Source organism: Asticcacaulis sp. EMRT-3, assembly GCF_030027245.1.
In the GTDB taxonomy this organism is placed as follows: domain Bacteria; phylum Pseudomonadota; class Alphaproteobacteria; order Caulobacterales; family Caulobacteraceae; genus Asticcacaulis.
Genome location: NZ_JASERT010000001.1, coordinates 2566619 through 2586607, shown reverse-complemented (window position 1 = coordinate 2586607; position 19989 = coordinate 2566619). Strand labels below are relative to the sequence as shown.

Genomic DNA, 19989 nt, shown 5'->3' with positions numbered 1-19989 from the left:
GAAGCCAAAACGAGAAAGAAAATTTAACCACGGAAAACACGGATCATGGCCTTTGGCCATGACACGGATAAGGAGGCTTGCGCCTCGACTGTCATTCCAGTTTGCACTGTTCATCCGTGACGCCGCGAAGCGGCGATCCGTGTTTTCCGTGGTTTAAATTTTTTCATAGCCTTAGCCTTGCCGAACTGTCTTTCGTGGCTAAAAATCTATCCTTTCATCCTGCTCCCGATCTGGCATATTGTGATCACAATGTGCTATTAAGGCGTGTCGATCAGGAGCCCATCAATGAGCCACAATGCCGATCTCGCTGCCCGCCGCGCCGCCGCCGTGCCACGCGGGGTTGGCCATGCCACCACCCTCTATGCCGGTCATGCCGAAAATGCCGAGTTGTGGGACGCTGACGGCAACCGCTTCATTGATTTCGCCGGTGGCATTGCCGTCCTCAATACCGGCCACCGCCATCCGAAGGTGCAGGCTGCGGCTTTGGCCCAGATGAACGCCTTCACCCACACGGCCTTTCAGGTGGTGCCCTATGAGAGCTATATCGCCCTGGCCGAACGCCTGAACGCACTGGCTCCGGTGGCGAAACCGGCCAAGACCGTCTTCCTGACCACCGGCGCCGAAGCGGTCGAAAATGCCGTCAAGATCGCCCGCGCCTATACGAAGCGCGACAATGTCATCGCCTTTACCGGCGGCTTTCATGGCCGCACAGCCCTGACCTCGGCCCTGACCGGCAAGGTGTCGCCCTACAAAAAGGATCTCGGCCCGGCTCTGGCGGGCATCTACCACCTGCCGTTTCCCGTCTCCGGCAACGATGTGGCCGACACGCTGAAAATGCTCGACCATCTGTTCAGGGCCGATGTCGCGCCCGATTCGGTGGCCGCCATCATCATCGAACCGGTGCAGGGCGAAGGCGGCTTTTTGATCACCCCGCCTGAACTGATGCACGCCTTACGCGGCATTTGCGACGAACACGGCATCCTGCTGATCGCCGACGAGGTGCAGACCGGTTTTGCCCGCACCGGCAAGCTGTTCGCCATGGAACATTACGATGTCAAACCCGATCTGATGACCATGGCCAAGTCGCTGGCGGGCGGTTATCCGCTGTCGGGCGTGACGGGGCGCGCCGAGGTGATGGACGCGCCTGTAGTAGGCGGTTTGGGCGGTACCTATGGCGGCAATCCGGTGGCCTGCGCCGCCGCATTGGCCGTACTCGACGTGATCAAAGAAGAAAACCTGTGCGAAGCGGCGCAAAGGCAGGGCGACAGGCTGAAGGCAAGGCTCGAAGCCCTGTCACGGCGCAATGATGTGGTGCCGATCAGCGCCATTCGCGGTCTTGGTGCCATGATCGCTTTCGATATTGTCAGCGAACACGGCGGCCACGCCCCCGATGCGGCCACCACCAAGGCCGTCACGGCCAAGGCGCAGGCGAATGGGCTGATCTTGCTGTCGTGTGGGGTTTACGCCAACACCATCCGCATCCTGTGCCCGCTGACGGCTTCTGACGCCATCCTCGAAGAGGGCATGGCGAAGCTCGAAACCGCGCTCAGCCTTTAGAGCGGTTTGCATTCTGATTGAATCGGTCAAAGGCATGCAAACCGCTCTAAACGAAGTTTCACCCGGATTCTGTTACAATCTAAACTGTAATGGCGGCGGCGCAGTGCCTGGCGATAAAGGCGTCGTGCTTCGGCATATCCTTGACACGATCCTGAATATTGGTGCGGATTCGCGATAGCCGCAGCTTCAGCTCATCCGAGGAAATGGCGTCGGCCACCGGATTATAATCATGCGGAATCAATCCTTGGCCGATTAAAACAGCAAACCAGCTCGGCTCCTTGAAAAATTCCTGCAAGCCGACGCTGGCATGGCCCTGACTGCGGAAAATTTCAAGCCGCGCCTTCAGGCTGTCGGGAATATCCATATATTTGCAATGCTTCCAGAAGGGCGTGTCCTCGCGCTCGGTCACCTTATAATGGGCTACCAGGAAATCCTTGGTGTTTTCATAAATGCCGAGAGTCAGGCGGTTATATTCGTCGATCACCGCCTCATTGATCTCGGTGCGCGGCATCAGCGATACCAGTCGTGACAGATTGGTCTGGATGAAATGGATGCTGGTCGATTCGAGCGGCTCAAGAAAGCCGGAAGCCAGTCCAATCGCCACAACATTCTTGTTCCAGCCCTTCTTGCGGTAGCCGGTGACGAAGCGCAGGATTTTCGGATCTTTCAGCGCCTTGCCGGGCAGACGCGACAGGAGTTTGGCGCAGGCCTCGTCATCGCTGATATAGTCGCTGCAATAGACATAGCCATTGCCGGTGCGATGTTGCAGCGGAATACGCCACTGCCAGCCTGCCTCGACCGAGGTGCAGGTAACATAGGGGGTGAGCCCGCCTGCCGGCGTTTCGCACGGCACCGCCGCCGCCCGGTCGCACGGCAGCCAGTGCGTCCAGTCTTCATAGCCGGTCTTCAGAGTCTGTTCGATCAACAGGCCGCGAAAGCCTGTGCAATCAAGGAACAGATCGCCCGCGATCACCCGGCCGCCTTCCAGCTCAACCGAGGTGACATAGCCGTTTTCGGCATTCTGATGCACCTTGACCACCTTGCCCTCGACACGCACCAGACCGCGCTTTTCGCTGTATCTGCGCAGGAAGGCGGCATAGAGTGTGGCGTCAAAATGATAGGCGTAATGGATGTCGGGCAGGCGTCCCCCCTTGGCCACACGGTCGAAACGCATGTCGCGCGCCGCCACAGTTTCGGCGTTGAAACGCCCGAAATCGGGATGGCCGCCCATCTTGGCCATGCGCAGCCAGAAGGCATTAAAGCTCACACCGTCCATATCGCTGCCATAGACGCCGAACGGATGGAAATAACGTGTGCCGGGCCGTTGCCAGTCCACGAATTCGATGCCCAGCTTGAAGGTGGCATTGGTTTCGCGCACGAATTCGTCTTCATTGACGCCCAGCACCTCATTGAAGAAGGTCATGGGCGGCACGGTAGCCTCGCCCACCCCGACCGTGCCGATCTCCTCGGATTCGATCAGGGTAATGTCGTAATTCTGTGTACCGAGCGTTTTCGACAGCAGGGCCGCCGACATCCAGCCCGCCGTACCGCCGCCAACAATCACAATTTTACGCAAGGGTCTGGTCGTCATATTTTCGTCTTTCCGTCAGAGCCGTTCCATCGATTTCGGATCATGGTTTCAGGCAAAATTGTGCGCAACGAACAGTTCGAGATAGGCATCGTGCGAATCCATATCCTGCACCCGTTCGCGGATAAAGCCGAGCAAGCCCTGCACATGGCGGATGGCCGCGTCCTGCGAAACCAGATCGACAACAGGATCATAGGTTTTCGGCATCAGGCCGTGGCCGATGAAGATCGATAGCCAGTCGTCGCTCGTGAAGGTTTCGTCCTCGCCCAGCGCCACCAGACCGCGCGCCTCGAACAGGGCCAGCTTTTCCCTGAGCGTGTCGGGCACATCCATGTCACGCAGCCCATCCCAGAACGGACGATCATGCAACCGGTTCAGCCTGTAGTGCGTAATCTGGTAATCGCGGATTCGCTCATGGCCGTTGCGGATGATGCGGTTATATTCAGCCGCCTCCACCGCGCAATCGGTTGACAGCGGAAACAGGGTGATCAGGTGGGCCAGTCCCAGTTGCAGGGCGTGGAGATCGGGATTATCAATCGGATCGAACACGCAGGCCGCTTCGCCGATGGCGATGCAGTTGCGCGCCCAGGCCACGCTGCGCTGGCCGGGATGGCGCTCGCTCAGGGTCAGGCTGCTGCGGATCGGCAGGCCCGCCGTCACATTGAGCGCCTCGGCGGCCTGTTCGTCGCTCAGCCACTGTCCGTCATAGGCGTGCATCACACCCGTCATGCCCTGCACCGCCGTCATGTGCAGGCAGCCAGCTTCCAGCGCGCGCACCTGCGAACAGGGGGGCAGGCTGCGCAAGCCTTCGCCGCCCGCCGACAGGATGCGGTTAAAAGGCAGCCATGATGACCAGCTTTCGAACCCGACCCCAAGCGCCTGTCCGAGCAGCAGGCTGTCCGCGCCGGTCGCGTCGATGAACAGATCGCCCGCGACCATGCGCCCATCGGCCAGATGCAGGGCCTTGATGGCGCCATCCTCTTCCAGCACCACATCGAAACCGCGCGCCGTTGTGGCGCTGACGCCCATGCCGAGCGCGTGGTTTTTCAGAAAACGCACATAGGCCGACGCCACCATATGATAGGCATAATCATTGCGGCCAAAGGCCTGAGTCTGGCTGTCGCCGATAAAGAAGCGACCGTTTTTTGCCGCCACCGCCGTCAGCGAAAAATCCTCGAAACTGACCGGCAAGCCGCCGCGGCGCGCCTGGAACCACAGTTGCGCAAAAGAGATATTTTCAAACCCTATGCCATGATCGCCATAAGGATGGAAAAAGGGTGCCGCCGTACCGGAAAAATTGGCGAAACCCTGCCCCAGACTATAGGCGCCGCCCGTCGCTTTCAGCAAAGTATGCTCATCGATACCGAGCAGCCGGTGAAAGGCTTCGAGCGGCGGCAGGCTGGCTACCACATCCTGCGGGCGCAACAGGCTGGGTAACTCCACCACCTCGATATTCAGTCCGCTGGGGCCAAAGGCGCGCATCAGGGCGCAGGCCGACAGCCAGGCCGCCGCATCGCAGCCCGCGATCACCAGCTTTTTCACAGGCATATCCGGGCTCAAAGCGAGGCTCCTTGCAGGTTGTGCGTATCCAGGCCGGGAGCCGCGCAGTAATTGCGGATAAAGTCGTCATGCCTGGGCATGTCATCGACATTGAGATCGATGCGCCGCTTGAGGTCGTGCAGCGTCTCGACCAGCTTTTCGTCCGGCATGGCGTCGATCAGGCGGTCATGGCCCTGCGGCACGATGTCCTGACCGGTGAAGACGGCTAGCCAGCTTGCCGGTGAAAACAGCCCCTCACGATAATGGTGGATATAGCCACGGCGGCGGAACTGCGCGATCTTGTCATGGAGGCTGTCCGGCACCGGCATATGGCGGACATAGCGCCACAATTCGCCATCGTCGCGGCTGTTGGCGCGGTAATGCAGGATCAGAAAATCGCGCACCCGGTCATATTCGAGATCGACGCGGCGGTTAAATTCATTGCGCAGCCGCGCATCGACCCGGAACGGCTGATCCGGTGACGGAAACAGTTGCAGCAGGCTGGTGATAGCGATCTGGCTCAGATAGATGCTGGTCGATTCGAGCGGCTCCAGAAAGCCGGAGGCCAGACCGATGGCGATGCAGTTGCCGCTCCACGAACCGAGACGGCGGCCCGTTTTAAAACGCAGGATCTTAGCATCGGCGGTCGGCGCACCCTCCAGCAGACCCGACAGGCGCATCGTGGCCTCGTCATCGCTGAGATACTGACTGGAAAAAACATAGCCATTTCCCGTGCGGTGCTGCAAGGGAATGCGCCAGCGCCAGCCGGCCTCCAGCGCTACCGATTGCGTCAACGGCAGGGACGAGCCTGAGGCTTCGCACGGCATGGCCACGGCGCGATCACACGGCAACCAGCCCGACCAGTCCTGCCACGGCGCCTGCATCACCTGATCGATCAGCAGACCGCGAAAGCCGGAGCAATCGATGAACAGATCGCCCTCCACCACCTCGCCAGACGCCAGCACCACGGCGGCAATATCGCCATTATCAGCCACCCGACGCACATCTGTCACCCTGCCTTCAATGCGTTTGAGGCCATGCTTTTCCGCGAACTCACGCAGATAAGCCGCATAGAGCCCGGCATCGAAATGATAGGCGTAATTATAGGTCGATTTGATCGACTTTACATCTTCCGAAGGGAAATCGAAGCGGCCGCGCCGCGCCGCCTGAACCGCATAGGACCAGGCCTCCACCGGAGCCGTTTCCCCCAGTGCCTGCCCGCGGCTCCAGGCGTGCACGAAGTCGGCCCCGGCCACCGGCTGGCCAAAATCACCGAACGGATGGACATAGCTATTGCCTTTGCGCCCCCAATCCCTGAACTCGATGCCGAGCTTAAAGGTGGCGCGCGTGCGGCGCATGAAGTCGGCCTCGTTGAGGCCGAGATGGCTGTTGAAATCCTTGATCTGCGGCAAGGTGGCCTCACCTACCCCGACCGTGCCGATCTCTTCCGATTCGATCAGTAACACATCGCACAGGGCCCGCCCCGGATCGGAACGCAGGGTTTTGCTCAAGGCCGCCGCACACATCCAGCCCGATGTGCCGCCACCCACAATTACCACTTTCAAACGAGACTGCATCTTCCCCGGTCGCCCTTTATGGCCTTACTCTGTTGCCCGGATAGTCTGCGCATCCGGGCCATCGCAACAAATCACATAATCGTCAGCGTTTCAAAGCCCCGCCTGAATATTCCGCCTTCACATGAAAAAGGCGCGCCGCGAAGGATCACGGCGCGCCCGATTCAGATGTTTACGCTTTTGTTAACGCATCATGTTGTTCCAAAAAGCGATATCCACTTTTTGGCATGACGCTTTTAGTACTTAAAGCGCACGCCGAGTTCGATGCGGCGGTCCGACTTGAACCAGCCATCCGGTGCGAAAACACGCTTCGCATTCGGATTATCACCGGTGAAGTCACCCGACACCTGTTGCAGGATAACCGTTTCAGGGCTTGTCAGGTTGCTGCCTTCAAGGTTGATTTCGATATTATCATTAACCTTGTAGCGGATCGACCCGTCGAGAACGCCCTGAGCGCGTTGCCAGACCGGCAAGCCAACGCAGCAATCAAGCGCGGTGACCAGGTACTTCGAGCGCCAGTTGTAGGCCAGACGCAGAGCCCAGGGGCCCTTTTCATACATGCCGATCACGTTGTAGGCGTCGTCCGACAGACCTTCCAGCGAATGCGGATTGATCGAGTCGTAATTGCCCACACCGCTCGAGCTGTTTTGCGGGATCGGAGAACCGGCATTGGTCGGGTTCAGGGTCGAGTTGTTCACGCCCGTATTATGGATGTGCGTGTAGTTCGCCTGAATGCCCAGACCATTCCAGGGCGACGGCAGGAAGTCGAAGAAGCGTTGGTAAGCCACTTCGAAGCCCTTGACCGTAGCACCGGGGAAGTTCAACGGCGCTTGCAGCTTCACATTTTCCGACACGCCATTATTGGTGAAGGTTTCGTTGAGCTGGCCGAGCTGGATATAGTCGTAGAACTTCTTGTAGAACAGGTCGAAGGTGAACGAACCCGCCGAAGCGAAGTAATCTTCAAGCGAGATATCGAACTGATCCGCCGTGATCGGCTTCAGGTTGGGATTGCCACCTGTTGCCGTCAGGGTCGGGATCATATCGACCGTCTGACCACTGCCGTTTTTGATACAGTTGGCGGCCACATTACAGGTCTGATCCCAGGACGGGCTGCCGAGCGAAATATAGCTCTTCAGATAACCCATATCGGGACGCGACATGGCCCTGGACGCCGCAAACCGCAGGAACCACTGATCCGTCAGGCCAAGCCTCAGATTGAAGCTGGGCAGGAAGTTGATGTGGGTCTTGTCGGTATTTGTCGCCGTATAGCCATTATTGGAGAAGGCCACCGCCGCATTGATATTGGTGGCACCCGGCGTACCAGCCAGACAACCGACCTGCTGGGAGGCTGGCGGGTTGGCGGGGTTTGTCGGATCCTTACACGCGCCAATGGAGGGGCTGGTGGGGAATTGCAGATAGCCCCGGGAATCGTCTTCCGTCTGAACCCAGCGCAAACCGACATTGCCATCCACCGTCATAGTGCCGATCGTCTGGTCATTGCCGCCGAATTTCAGCATGGCGTAGACCGCTTGCGTCTTTTCAGCCACATGGTTAGTTTCTGACGGCGTGTAGCAGGTGCCCGGAAGATCGTTGATACGTTCGCAGACCGGCACCCAACCTTCGTAACCGGTCGGTGAGTCCTTATCCGTCCAGCCGAGAGCTGGGGCCCCCAAGGCTGCGGCAAGAGCGGCCTGGTTCTTGACAATATTCGTGTTCAGCCAAACAAAATTGTTTGAACTCAGCAGGTTATTGCCCATAATGCTCGTGCCGAAGCTTTGAACACTATAGATGTTTTGCGGATAGATGGCGCTGGTAACAGCATAGTTCGACGTCAACTGATGGTACAGGTTGTTGCCCGCACTACCCGCCGTCAGGACATTACCATTGCCGTCAAGAACCGGATCTGTCGGAGCATTGCTCCAGATACCATCGGAAATGGAGCTCCAGTTATAGGTTGACCAGCGAATATCCTGTTCACGGTCGGAGTAACGCACCCCGACGCGCAAGCTGTTCAGCCATCCGCCACCGAAGAGATATTCCGCGTCCAGGCGCGTGGCGAATTCATGCCCGGCGCTGTCTTCCGAATGATCCATCAGATAGTCATAATGGTAATCACCGGGGTTCGTCAGATCGCCACCATCAGCAAAGGCGATGTTTTCAGGCGATGCAAAAGACATGGTCGGATGGCCGCCAGGCCCGTTCATATTAAGCGTGGTATTCGCCCAGGTCTGCAACGAGGCTTCCATGTCGTAGTTTTTGACGGTCGAATTGACGTACTGCACATCGAAATTCAGGCGCAGCTTGTCGTTCGGATTCCACTTCAGGTTAAACGAGGCGTCCTGCGTTTTTTCCTGATTGTCAGAATAGCGCGTGATGGTGTTCAGAACCGTGCCCATCCGTCCGCATTCAGCCTGAGTCGGCGAACCGGTACCGTTCCAGTTGGAACAGCCTGCCAGCAGAGTCTTGCCGGTATTGTCAGAGAACAGACCGCTACCCGAGCTGTTGTAGTAAGGGCCGCTCGGCGTGCCTGACTGGAAGATACCCTGGTCGTCGAAAACGAAAGGATCCGTCCCCGTGGCAGGCAGGAGGAGCGGCGCATTGCCGGTCGTATTATCGAAGACCGTGCTGACCGGCGAATTATACGAGCTGTAGAACTGCGCCATCAGGCGATGCTCTGTCATCTCATTGTCGTAATTCGTGTCATTATACTGGAAGGTGGCCAGCAGGCTGTGCGAGTGGTTCTGCCATTGCGCTGCGAACGCCACACCATGCCGCGTCCGGTTGTAGGTAGCATCGTTCTGCGTATCGCGGGTCGGGATATATTCATAACCCGAAGCGCCTGGGAACAGAGGCGTGTTGCAGCCCGCATTGGCCGGAACATTGCCGCTGGCGGGGTCGATGGTGGCTGTGCCGCCGGGGGCGCAGAAGATGCCATCGCGGAACAGTTGTGAACCTTGCGAACGTGTTTCGACCTTTGAATAGGCAGCATTCAACATCACGCCGAACTCGCCGATGCTGGTATCCCAGCGATTGGCATAGATGCCGGAAAAGTCCGGCGTCGTGGCTTTCGACAGATCGTTATAAGCCATGTCGGCCGAGAAGGCGAGCAGGCGGCCCTTCTGGTCGAACGGCAGGCGCGTGCGCAGATTGATCGTGCCGGCAATGCCGCCTTCGATCATGTCGGCGGTTTCGTTCTTGTAGGCATCGACGCCGGCCATCAGCTCAGGCGAAACATCGCCCCACGAAAGACCGCGCGACGAATTGGCCGAAAAGGTGTCGCGGCCATTGAATTCCGAACGCACCTGCGACAGACCACGCACCAGCACGCCCGACGGTTCCGCCGAGAAGTGGGCCGTATCGGTGGTGGCGGCAAAGCGCGACACGGTGATACCGGCCACGCGCTGCAAGGCTTCGGCCACGGACTTGTCCGGGAAGGAGCCGATGTCGGTGGCAGTGATCGAATCGACGATGGTGTCGGCATTTTTCTTGATCTGCTGCGCGCTTTGCAGCGAACGGCGGACACCGACGACCACAACTTCCGTGGCGGCACCGGTCGGAGCGGCGGCGGCAGGCGCTCCGTCCTGAGCGAACGCCGGAACAGCCGCACCTGCGGCCATCGCCGTCAGAGCCATAGCCGAAACACCGGCTTTCAGCAGGTTCGGCCCGAAACGAACCTTGCCATTGATACTTCTCATAATGTCTTCTCCCTAAGTTGTCCTTACAGCGTGCCCGAGTCGACGCTGGTGAGACCCATTACAAAACAGCAATCCGAAAAAGAAAGCGACCCGACATGCAGCATGGAAATCAGCCTGTAATCCATTACAACCGGACTTCACGCGACCTCCCATCCCTTGGGGACACTACGTTTCGACACTTTGGTCAATTTTACGCAGCGACGGCAAAGGATTGTGAATGGGCTGTGTGACGTAGTGCGCTTCTCGACCTGATTTATTATTTCGTATTTTTATTAGTTATAGGAGCGGTTCCACAATGACTAGAAGCAATATCACAAACCGGCCACAATCCCGCCCAACAATGGCATGAATGCCACAGTTCAGACCCTCCAAACCAAGGCTTCATAAGGCTTGGCAAGCGGAGTGAATTTTCCACAGGGTTATAATAAAGGCGTGAAAGCGCTACCAACAATGAACCGGCGCCATTTGTAAGACAATTGCTTGATATTTAGGTGTTTTCCATAAATTTTAGACTCAAGCGTCCGATTTACGGCTTTTATTGAAATCGCTTCTCCGTCCGAAAGCGTCACTGAGTCGCTCAGCCGCCTATAGTTTTTTTACGCTATTAACCCTTTATGCCGTCCTTTATGGCGGTTCCGGTTCGATATAAATGTCACGTCTTGCTCCCGACCCGCCCGCACCTTGTCAAGCCATGCAACATATTCTACCACGTTGACGAGTACATCACCTGTGCCGCCGCCAGCGCATTTTCCATGAGTTGCCGCCTTCATGCCATCATCCTCCGTCTTTGCCGACATCCCGCCCGTGCGGATCGTCACCGATGTGACGCTCCGATCATTTGGCGAAGAGATTTTTCCGGCGGGGCGTCCAGTTCTGTTCAAGGGACTGGTCAAGATGTGGCCTGCGGTCGCCAGGGCGGAAACCGGCATCGACGCCATGTCGGCCTATCTGAAGGGCATGGATAACGGCCAGTTGACCGCCGTGCTGGAGGCCAATAACAAAACCTCTGGCCGTTTCGCCTATGCCACCGACATGAATGAATTCAACTTCATCCGGCGCAACAAGACGATTTCCGATGGCATTGACGCCATTTTGGCAGCCCGCCATCAGGAACACGCGCCCTATATCTATGTGCAGTCGGCGCTGATTCACCAGTTTCTGCCAGCTTTCCTGGCGGACAACCCCTGCCCGCTCCTGCCACCGTCGATCCAGCCGCGCATCTGGATCAGCAATGCCACCCGCGCCCAGATCCACAATGACACGGCTGATAATCTGGCCTGCGTGGCTGCCGGTCACCGCCGCTTCACCCTGTTCCCACCCGAACAACTGGCCAATCTCTATATTGGCCCGATGGAGCACACGCCGTCCGGCCGGGCCATTTCGCTGGCCAGTCTGGAAGAACCGGATTACGAGCGCTTTCCGCGTCTGGCCGAGGCCCTGAAACATGCGCAAATCGCCGAAATGGAACCGGGCGACGCCCTTTACGTGCCTAAATACTGGTGGCACCATGTCCAGTCGCTCGATCCTTTCAATGTGCTGATCAATTACTGGTGGGGCCATCAGGTGCGCGGTTCGGAAAACCCGCTGGGTGCCTTTATGGCCGCTCTTTTGTCCGTGAAAGACCCGAATCCCAACGAGAAAACCTACTGGAAGGCCATGTTCGACCACTATATCTTCCAGACCGGCGGCGATCCGGTGGCCCATATTCCTGAAGGCCATCAGGGCGGTCTGGGGCCGCTCAATCCGCACCTGCGCGCCGAAATTTTACGTAACCTGCAAAGCCTGCTCAGCGGCCGCGCCTAACCCCGGTATCGCATCAAGCCAGCCACGCCTTTTTCCAGCGTGGTCAAGGACTTGGCGAAGCACAGACGCAGCACAGCCAGGTCGCGGCCCGTCGGGCAGAAGACCTGCAAAGGTATGGTGGCCACGCCACAATCCTGCACCAGATGCTGCGCCACATCGAGGCCCGAACCCGTAATGCCGGACGCTTTCAGATCAATATTGATAAAATAGGTGCCCTGCGACGGCAGGACGGCAAAACCGGCCTGTTCGAGTGCGCCCGTCAGATAGTCGCGCTGCGTCGCCAGCTCGGCCAGGGCCGCATCGAAGCGCACCTGCGGCAGGGCCAGCCCCCAGGCCACGCCATATTGCAGGGCGGGCGGCGTCGAGAAGGTGATAAACTGGTGCGCGCGGGCGATCTGATCAATCAGGTCAGGGTCAGCGCAGACAAAGCCAACCTTCCAGCCGGTCAGCGCGAATATCTTGCCTGCCGAACCGATCTTGATACTGCGCTGGCGTAAGGCATCGAGATGCAGCACGCTTAAGTGCGGCTGCCCGAAAACCACCTGTTCCCACACCTCGTCAGCCACCACATAGGTGTCATAGCGCTGGCAATATACGGCCAGAAGCTCAAGTTGTGCGCGGCTTAAGCAATGGGTGGTCGGGTTATTCGGCGTGGTCAGCAAAACCAGTTTTGTGCGGTCATTAAACACCGCTTTCAGATCGTCGCCGCTGAATGACCAGTGGGGCGGCGACAGCGGAATGATGCGCACAATGCCGCCCGCCCTCTCGATCAGCGGCACATAGGCGTCGTACATTGGCTCGAACACCACCACCTCGTCGCCCGGCGTGATCAGGGCCAAAAGCGCGGCGCAGATGGCCTCGGTAGCGCCTGAAGTGATCAACACCTCCTGCTCAGGATCGAGCGTGATCCCTTGCGTGCGACCATAAAAATCGCTGACCGCCTGACGCAAGGACGCGATCCCGCGCATCGGCGCATACTGGTTGGAGTGCTCCATCAGGGCGCGGGCGGCAGCTTGGCGCACATCGGCAAAACCGTCGGTTTCCGGGAACCCCTGACCGAGATTGACCGCGCCGCGCGCCTTCGCGGCCAGCGACATGCTCTCGAAGATACTGACCGGCAGATCAGCGAAGACAGGGTTCATGGATTACGGCTCTAAACCGGATTTTCGTCAGGACGCGCCGAGAATGTCGTTTTTCGAGACCCGGAGCGGAGCGTACTCAAGTACGTGAGCACCGGAAGCGTAGAAAAGCGGCAATTCGCAGGCCGTCCTGACGAAAATCCTACAGGGTGGAGGAGACTTTCCACAGATCAATCCCGCCTTCGGTGGCGAAGGTGTCGATGCGCGCCAGTTCGTCGTCGCTGAAGACCAGATTATCGAGGCTTTTCAGCGTGTCGGCCAGTTGATCCACCGTGCGCGCGCCCACCAGGGCTGAGGTGACGCGAGGATCGCGCAGCACCCAGGCAATGGCCATCTGGGCCAGGGTCTGGCCACGGCTTTCGGCGATGGCGTTCAGTTCGCGGATGCGGCGGATATTGTCGTCGGTGATCAGGTTTTGATTGAACGAACCGTCCTTGGCGGCGCGCGCATCGGCGGGCACGCCCCCCAGATATTTCTTGCTCAAAAGCCCTTGCGCCAGCGGTGAAAAGGCGATGCAGCCCGTGCCCAGCCCTTCGAGCGTATCGAGAAGCGCGTCCTCGATCCAGCGATTGAGCATCGAATAGGAAGGCTGGTGGATGAGCAGCGGCACGCCCTCGGATTTCAGAATCTCCGCCGCTTTTTGCGTCAGCTCCGGCGAATAGGACGAGATGCCGACATAGAGCGCCTTGCCCTGACGGTGCAGGGTGGCCAGAGCCCCCATCGTTTCTTCGAGCGGGGTTTCGGGATCTACGCGGTGCGAATAGAAGATATCGACATAGTCGAGCCCCATGCGCTTCAGGCTCTGGTCGCATGACGCGATCAGATATTTGCGCGAGCCGCCAATATCGCCGTAAGGCCCCGGCCACATGTCCCAGCCAGCCTTGGAGGAGATGACCAGCTCATCGCGGTGCGCCTTGAAATCGCTGGCCATCACGCGGCCAAAATTTTCCTCGGCCGAGCCATAGGGCGGGCCGTAATTATTGGCCAGATCGAAATGGGTAATGCCGGAATCAAAGGCATAGCGCAGGATGGCGCGGCCGGTTTCGAACACATCCTCGCCACCAAAATTCTGCCAGAGCCCCAAAGATATGGCAGGCAGTTTCAGGCCGGAACGCCCGCAGCGGCGATAGGGCATGGTGTCATAACGCGTGGGTGCGGCGGTATAGGGAACGGGAAAGGCCATGTGCTTAATCCAGGGTTTCGAGAATGGCTTTGACGCCAAGTTGCGCAATTTCTAAGTCTTCTTCGCCCGACAGGCCGCTGACGGCCACGGCACCGAGGCACTGGCCCTTGTGCATGACCGGCGCACCGCCATCCCAGCCGACATAGCGGGCATCGCCGTGATAATGGACATCGGAGCCGTCTTTTTGCGCCGCACGACCGAGATCGCCGGACAGGCCGCGCACACGGGCAGCGGTATAGACCTTGTTCTGGGCAATCACGATGGGCGGCAGGGCCGCGCCATCCATGCGCCACAGGGCCAGCAGTTCACCATGACTGTCACCGACCGCCACCACGCCCACCTTGCCGCGCCGTTTCAGTTCGGTCACGCAGGCGTCCATCGCCAATCGGGCCTCGGCCTCGCCAAGTTCGTTGCGAATCTGCATGGTGCGTTTCCAGACGTTTGATGACTTCGATGATGGCCGCCGATGAATAAGGATGAAGGCGCGCCTGTCAATCCCCCGACCCGCATATTGTAATCGGTTACAAAAGCGCGGATGCAACCACGATAAGCCTTGACGACAACGCTGTCATGGCTATTCATATCTGAAAAAATAATTGTCATCAGTGAGAAACGCCCATGTCCGCCCTCCGCATCGCCCCTTTGGGCGCGGTATCCGCCCTTGCCCTCGTCATGGCTATGGCCTGCTCTGGCGCTGTGGCGGCAACACCTGCCGCAGGCCCTGTAGCCCCCGTCGTCCACCCGCAGAAATGGCCGGACAGCCATTCGCCCATCGGTCTTGACGCCAAAACCGAGGCGAAGATCACAGCGCTTCTCAAGCGTATGAGCCTTGAGGAAAAGGTTGGACAGGTCATCCAGCCGGAAATCCGCAACATTACGCCCGAAGAGGTGACAAAATACCATATCGGCACCATCGAGAATGGCGGCGGCTCATGGCCGGGGCAAAACAAGCACGCCACCGTGGCCGATTGGGTCAAGGCGTCCGATACCTATTATCAGGCCGCTTTGAAGGGCAATGCCGAGGGCATTCCGCTGATCTGGGCCTCGGATGCCGTGCATGGCCATAATAATGTGTTCGGCGCTACGCTGTTTCCGCACAATATCGCACTGGGCGCGGCCCATGATCCCGAGCTGATCAAGCGCATTGGTGCTGCCACCGCCGAAGAGGTGCGTTCCACCGGCCTCGACTGGGCCTTTGCCCCCACCATTGCCGTGGCGCGCGATGATCGCTGGGGCCGCACCTATGAGAGCTATTCCGAAGACCCGAAGATCGTGGCCGAATACGCCGCCGCTATGGTGGAGGGCTTGCAAGGCACGGGTAATGCCTTCCTCGATAAGGATCACGTCATCGCCACCGCCAAGCATTTCTTAGGCGATGGTTCCACCGATGGCGGCCGCGATCAGGGCGACTCCCTGGCTTCGGAAGACGAACTGATCCGTTTGCACGCGCAAGGCTATGCCAGCGCCATCGATGCCGGTGTGCAGTCGGTCATGGCGTCATACAATTCCTGGCATGGCATAAAAATGCACGCCAATAAGGCCCTGCTGACCGACGTGTTGAAAGGCCGCATGGGTTTTGACGGCATGATCATGGGCGACTGGAACGCCCACGGCCAGATTCCCGGCTGCACCAATGGCGATTGCCCGATCAGCTTCAATGCCGGGCTCGACATCTTCAACGCCCCCACCGACTGGAAGGCGCTCGACGCCAATATGATCAGGGAGGTCAAGGACGGCACCATCCCCATGAGCCGGCTTGATGATGCCGTGCGCCGCATTTTGCGCGTTAAATTCCGCGCCCACGTCTTTGATGAGCCCTCGCCCGCCAACCGCCCCGATGCCGGCAAGCCGATCGGCACGCCCGCCCACCGCGCCATTGCCCGTCAGGCCGTGGCGGAATCGCTGGTGCTGCTGAAAAATGACGGCGTCCTGCCGCTCAAACCTTCCGCCACCATCCTGATCGCCGGTGACGGGGCCGATAATATCGCCATGCAGTCGGGCGGCTGGACCTCAAGCTGGCAGGGCACCGACAACACCAATGCCGACTTCCCCGGCGCCACCTCCATCTACCAGGGGTTGAAGGCCCAGATCGAGGCGGCGGGCGGACAGGCGCTCTACAGTCCCGATGGCACAACCCCGACCAAACCCGACGCCGCCATTATCGTGTTTGGCGAAACGCCTTACGCCGAATTCATGGGCGACCAGCCCGATGTGGCTCTGCACCACGATAATGCCGACAGTCTGGCCCTGATCAAAAAGCTGAAGGCCGAAGGCGTGCCTGTGGTGGCCGTCATGCTGTCGGGCCGCCCGCTCTACGTCAATCCGCAGATCAATGCCGCCGACGCCTTTGTGGCGGCCTGGCTGCCGGGATCGGAAGGCGAAGGCGTGGCCGATGTCCTGCTCGGCCACAAGGATTTCACCGGCAGACTGGCCTTTTCGTGGCCGAAGCGCCCCGACCAGACGCCGCTGAATGTCGGCGATGCGAATTATGATCCGCAGTTCGCCTATGGCTACGGCCTGTCCTATGCCGCGCCTGCGCAAACACCGCAATTGCCCGAAGTGGCCGACACCACCAAATATGGCGAGAAGAACGTCTATTTTACCAAAGGTGATGTGTGGAACGGCTACAAGATTTCCATCGGTGACGCCAATGCGCCGCATATGGACTATGTCGGCACGCGCACCACGCTGTATGGCCATGCCAGCCTGACGGTGGAGCCGCAAGCTGACGGCGCGCTGCACGCCGTCTGGAATGGCAAGTCGCAGGCCTGGCTGGATGTGGGGGCCGACAAGCCGTCTGACATCGCCAGAGAGGCCAATGGTGCCATGATGCTGGCCGTCACCCTGCGCATCAATGCTGCGCCATCCGATGCGGTTCAACTTGGCGTCGGTTCGGCCTCGGTGCCGATCAGCGCCGAACTGAAGGCCCTGCCCGGTGGCAGCTATCAGCAGGTGGTGGTGCCGCTGTCGTGCTTCAGCGCCCAGGATCTGAGCAAAACACCGACCGTGGCCCGGCTGGAGACGGCGGGTACGCTCGATGTGTCGATTTCGGATGTGCGTCTGGTCGAGGTCAGGGGCAATGGAGCCTGCCCTGCGAACTAGGCTCCTTATGCCGACCCACCTGTGGGCGGGGGACCGCGCGAAGCCGCAGCGCGGCTGAGATGTGGTGGTGGGGGGCTTAGCTAGAGCAACGAGCGTTTAATTTGACTTACAAATTGAATGCGAGATGCGGAAAAACGTAAAATGTAGAGCGGGTTGCATGCCTTTGACCGATTCAATCAGAATGCAAACCGCTCTAAAGGGCGGATCGACATTTAGGCGTTTGCGTTTATCGAAAGATTTCACCACGGAAAACACGGACGGTCGCAAGCGACCACACGGATAAGAACAGACAATATTTTCTTTTCTTATCCGTGCAGATGGCCACAGGCCATCATCCGTGCTTTCCGTGGTCAATTTCTTAATTAAATAAAATACTTAATGTTGCCCCGTTCTACCCCTTCTTCACCTCGCTCAAGCCACAGCCCTTGCAACTGCCGCAGCCTGAGCCGCAGCCCGTGGCCGGGGCGGCGGCGGGCTGAACCGCGTGGGCCAGACCATGCAGGCCCCGGCGATCCATCAGGCGCGCCATGCGGCCTTGCACATCGCGCACCGTATTGGGCAACAGCTTTTTCGCCAGTTGCCACAGGCTGAACACCACCACGGCGGTGATGATGACGAACTGGATGACGGCATAAAGCATCTCAAACCTCACTTCATCAACAGATTGGCGAGCTGATAGGTGACCAGCGAAGCCAGATAGGCCATAGCGAACAGATAACCCGCCGTCACCGCCACCATCTTCCACGAATTGGTCTCGCGGCGGATGACGGCCAGCGTCGATAAACATTGCGGCGCGAACACATACCAGGCCAGCAGGGACAGGGCCGTGGCCAGCGACCATTGCGCCGAGATCAGATGACCCAGTTGCTGCGCCGTCGTGTCTTCATTGCCCTGCACCGCATAGACCGTGCCGAGCGCCGACACCGCCACTTCTCGCGCTGCCATGCCGGGGATCAGCGCCACGCAGATCTGCCAGTTAAAGCCGATCGGCGCAAAAAGCGGGTGCAAAAAGCGCCCCACCATGCCCGCCACCGAATAGTCGATGGCTGGCCCGACCGCCCCCGCCGGCTTGCCCGGAAACGTGGTCAGCACCCACAAGACCGTATTGGCAGCAAAGATAATGCCGGTGATGCGCCGCATGAAGATCTGCGCCCGCTCCCACAGGCCGATGGCCAGATTGCGCAGGTTGGGCAGGCGATAAGACGGCAGTTCCATGATCAGCGGATGCTCGCTCTTGTCAGCGCGGAACAGCATGGTGATGACCGAAACGAGCAGCGCCCCAAAGATTCCCGCCAGATAAAGGCCGAACAGGATCAGGCCGCGCAGCGACAAAAAGCCAAAGAACATGTGTTCGGGAATAAAGGCCCCGATCAGCAGGGTATAGACTGGCAAACGCGCCGAACAGGTCATCAGCGGCGCGATCAGGATGGTGGTCAGCCGGTCGCGCACATCGTGGATCGAGCGCGTGGCCATGATGCCGGGAATAGCGCAGGCAAAGCTCGACAACAGCGGAATGAAGGAGCGGCCCGTCAGGCCCGCCTTCGACATCAGATTATCAAGCAGAAACGCCGCGCGCGGCAGATAGCCTGTTTCTTCCAGCGACAGGATGAAGAAGAACAGGATCAGGATTTGCGGCAAAAACACGATCACCGCGCCTAAACCGCCGATCATGGCGTCGGCGATAAAGCTTTTCAGCAGCCCGTCGGGCATGTGGCTGCGCACCAGGGTGGACAGCCCGTCAAAGCCCGCCGTAATGCCGTCCATCACCGGCGTGGCCCCGGTGAAGACCGCCTGAAAGATGACGAACATCACCAGAGCGAGGATGACCAGCCCAAACACCGGATGCAGCAGAACGCGATCCAGCCGGTCGTCGATCTTTGAGGTGCGCGTCGGCATCACCACGGCGGCAGTCAGGATACGCCGCACCTCGGCGTGGATGTCGGCGATACTGTCAAGCGCGGGCACGGAACCCGCCTGATTGCGGTCGAGATGGGCCACCAGAGCAGCCGTACCGCCCGATTTGACGGCAATGGTTTCAATGACAGGCACGCCCAGCTCGGCCTCCAGCCGCGCGCGATCCACCTGTATGCCACGGGCGCGCGCCGCGTCCATCATATTGAGCGCCAGCACCATCGGGCGGCCCAGCCGCCTGACCTCCAGCACGAAGCGCAGGTGCAGGCGCAAATTGGTGGCGTCGGCCACGCAGACGATCAGGTCGGGCATGACCTCACCGGGACGACGGCCCAGGCAGATGTCGCGCGTGATGATCTCGTCGGGCCCCATCGCTTCCAGACTGTAGGTGCCGGGCAGGTCAAGCACCGAGACACGGCGGCCCGAAGGCGCGTGAAACACGCCCTCCTTGCGCTCCACCGTCACACCGGCATAGTTGGCCACCTTCTGGCGTGCGCCGGTCAGTTGGTTGAACAGGGCCGTCTTGCCGCAATTGGGATTGCCGACCAGAGCAATGGTGAGGGCGTCCATCAGGCGGCCTTTTCGACCAGAACGCGGCTGGCCTCGGCGCGGCGCAGCGCAAAGCGCGTAAAGCCGATGCGGATCAGCAAAGGATCGGCGCCGATGGGGCCGCGGCCCACCACCTCGACCGGCTCACCGCTGACAAAGCCCAGTTCGCGCAGGCGGTTGCTGATGACATCGTCCTGCACGGCGTCACGCACGCCCGTCACCATAGCGGGCGTAAAGGCGGGCAGTTCGGTCAGCGTCATCACGGTACTCATAACGGGTCAAGGTGCGAATGACCGCTATATAGGAGCTTGCGAATGATTTTGCAAACTATTCGCAACTTCGCGACGCG

General features: G+C 59.3%; 13 protein-coding genes. 3 read left to right on the top strand and 10 right to left on the bottom strand.

Annotated features, from left to right (window positions below; translation table 11 throughout):
* Nucleotides 1-285: 285 nt before the first annotated feature.
* On the top strand, nucleotides 286-1557 hold the full coding sequence (gene gabT / locus QB905_RS12165; RefSeq protein ID WP_282975288.1) for a 4-aminobutyrate--2-oxoglutarate transaminase: 1272 nt from the start codon (nucleotides 286-288) through the stop codon (nucleotides 1555-1557).
* A 79-nt stretch (nucleotides 1558-1636) separates the two neighbouring features.
* Here gabT and QB905_RS12160 read toward each other — a convergent pair whose 3' ends face one another.
* The 4 genes from QB905_RS12160 to QB905_RS12145 all read right to left on the bottom strand — a co-directional run bounded on the left by QB905_RS12160 (nucleotide 1637) and on the right by QB905_RS12145 (nucleotide 9953).
* A complete protein-coding gene (locus QB905_RS12160; protein WP_282975287.1) occupies nucleotides 1637-3148 on the bottom strand; it encodes a tryptophan halogenase family protein in 1512 nt (503 codons plus the stop codon).
* A gap of 48 nt (nucleotides 3149-3196) precedes the next feature.
* Nucleotides 3197-4705 carry a tryptophan halogenase family protein gene (locus QB905_RS12155; protein WP_282975286.1) on the bottom strand — a complete coding sequence of 503 codons (1509 nt, stop codon included), beginning with the start codon at nucleotides 4703-4705 and terminating at the stop codon, nucleotides 3197-3199.
* Nucleotides 4702-6243 carry a tryptophan halogenase family protein gene (locus QB905_RS12150; RefSeq protein WP_349252581.1) on the bottom strand — a complete coding sequence of 514 codons (1542 nt, stop codon included), beginning with the start codon at nucleotides 6241-6243 and terminating at the stop codon, nucleotides 4702-4704. The genes QB905_RS12155 and QB905_RS12150 overlap by 4 nt, the downstream gene beginning before the upstream one ends.
* 251 nt (nucleotides 6244-6494) lie before the next feature.
* Nucleotides 6495-9953, bottom strand: a complete 3459-nt coding sequence (locus QB905_RS12145; protein ID WP_282975284.1) for a TonB-dependent receptor — start codon at nucleotides 9951-9953, stop codon at nucleotides 6495-6497.
* Nucleotides 9954-10721: 768 nt separating this feature from the next.
* On the opposite strand from QB905_RS12145, the gene QB905_RS12140 reads away from it, so the two are divergent.
* Nucleotides 10722-11756, top strand: coding sequence for a cupin-like domain-containing protein (locus tag QB905_RS12140; RefSeq protein WP_282975283.1), 1035 nt, complete (start codon nucleotides 10722-10724; stop codon nucleotides 11754-11756).
* Here QB905_RS12140 and QB905_RS12135 read toward each other — a convergent pair.
* The 3 genes from QB905_RS12135 to QB905_RS12125 all read right to left on the bottom strand — a co-directional run bounded on the left by QB905_RS12135 (nucleotide 11753) and on the right by QB905_RS12125 (nucleotide 14502).
* Nucleotides 11753-12898, bottom strand: a complete 1146-nt coding sequence (locus QB905_RS12135) for an aminotransferase (RefSeq protein ID WP_282975282.1) — start codon at nucleotides 12896-12898, stop codon at nucleotides 11753-11755. The two genes, QB905_RS12140 and QB905_RS12135, sit on opposite strands and share 4 nt — an antisense overlap.
* Nucleotides 12899-13037: 139 nt before the next feature.
* Entirely contained in the window at nucleotides 13038-14078 is a 1041-nt protein-coding gene (gene mgrA / locus QB905_RS12130; RefSeq protein ID WP_282975281.1) for an L-glyceraldehyde 3-phosphate reductase, read from the bottom strand.
* 4 nt (nucleotides 14079-14082) lie between these two features.
* Nucleotides 14083-14502 (bottom strand): GlcG/HbpS family heme-binding protein, encoded by a 420-nt coding sequence (locus QB905_RS12125; protein WP_282975280.1) that lies wholly within the window; start codon nucleotides 14500-14502, stop codon nucleotides 14083-14085.
* A 194-nt stretch (nucleotides 14503-14696) separates the two neighbouring features.
* Here QB905_RS12125 and QB905_RS12120 point away from each other — a divergent pair, with 194 nt between their 5' ends.
* Nucleotides 14697-17180 carry a glycoside hydrolase family 3 protein gene (locus QB905_RS12120; protein WP_282975279.1) on the top strand — a complete coding sequence of 828 codons (2484 nt, stop codon included), beginning with the start codon at nucleotides 14697-14699 and terminating at the stop codon, nucleotides 17178-17180.
* A 391-nt stretch (nucleotides 17181-17571) separates the two neighbouring features.
* Here QB905_RS12120 and QB905_RS12115 read toward each other — a convergent pair whose 3' ends face one another.
* From QB905_RS12115 to QB905_RS12105, 3 genes are read right to left on the bottom strand one after another with little or no spacing between them, the layout of a single operon-like run.
* The gene (locus tag QB905_RS12115) at nucleotides 17572-17820 is read right to left on the bottom strand and encodes a DUF6587 family protein (protein WP_282975278.1); all 249 of its coding nucleotides are present in this window, start codon (nucleotides 17818-17820) and stop codon (nucleotides 17572-17574) included.
* A gap of 8 nt (nucleotides 17821-17828) precedes the next feature.
* Nucleotides 17829-19661: a ferrous iron transporter B gene (gene feoB / locus QB905_RS12110; RefSeq protein WP_282975277.1), complete on the bottom strand. Its 1833-nt coding sequence runs from the start codon at nucleotides 19659-19661 to the stop codon at nucleotides 17829-17831.
* Nucleotides 19661-19912 carry a FeoA family protein gene (locus tag QB905_RS12105; RefSeq protein WP_282975276.1) on the bottom strand — a complete coding sequence of 84 codons (252 nt, stop codon included), beginning with the start codon at nucleotides 19910-19912 and terminating at the stop codon, nucleotides 19661-19663. The genes feoB and QB905_RS12105 overlap by 1 nt, the downstream gene beginning before the upstream one ends.
* Nucleotides 19913-19989 lie beyond the last annotated feature (77 nt).

Bases quoted from the DNA above. Each gene is read 5' to 3' on its own strand.
- gabT (WP_282975288.1), top strand. From the start codon at position 286: ATGAGCCACAATGCCGATCTCGCTGCCCGCCGCGCCGCCGCCGTGCCA.
- feoB (WP_282975277.1), bottom strand. From the start codon at position 19,661: ATGGACGCCCTCACCATTGCTCTGGTCGGCAATCCCAATTGCGGCAAG.
- QB905_RS12120 (WP_282975279.1), top strand. From the start codon at position 14,697: ATGTCCGCCCTCCGCATCGCCCCTTTGGGCGCGGTATCCGCCCTTGCC.
- QB905_RS12145 (WP_282975284.1), bottom strand. From the start codon at position 9,953: ATGAGAAGTATCAATGGCAAGGTTCGTTTCGGGCCGAACCTGCTGAAA.
- QB905_RS12135 (WP_282975282.1), bottom strand. From the start codon at position 12,898: ATGAACCCTGTCTTCGCTGATCTGCCGGTCAGTATCTTCGAGAGCATG.
- QB905_RS12115 (WP_282975278.1), bottom strand. From the start codon at position 17,820: ATGCTTTATGCCGTCATCCAGTTCGTCATCATCACCGCCGTGGTGGTG.
- mgrA (WP_282975281.1), bottom strand. From the start codon at position 14,078: ATGGCCTTTCCCGTTCCCTATACCGCCGCACCCACGCGTTATGACACC.
- QB905_RS12125 (WP_282975280.1), bottom strand. From the start codon at position 14,502: ATGCAGATTCGCAACGAACTTGGCGAGGCCGAGGCCCGATTGGCGATG.
- QB905_RS12140 (WP_282975283.1), top strand. From the start codon at position 10,722: ATGCCATCATCCTCCGTCTTTGCCGACATCCCGCCCGTGCGGATCGTC.
- QB905_RS12105 (WP_282975276.1), bottom strand. From the start codon at position 19,912: ATGAGTACCGTGATGACGCTGACCGAACTGCCCGCCTTTACGCCCGCT.
- QB905_RS12160 (WP_282975287.1), bottom strand. From the start codon at position 3,148: ATGACGACCAGACCCTTGCGTAAAATTGTGATTGTTGGCGGCGGTACG.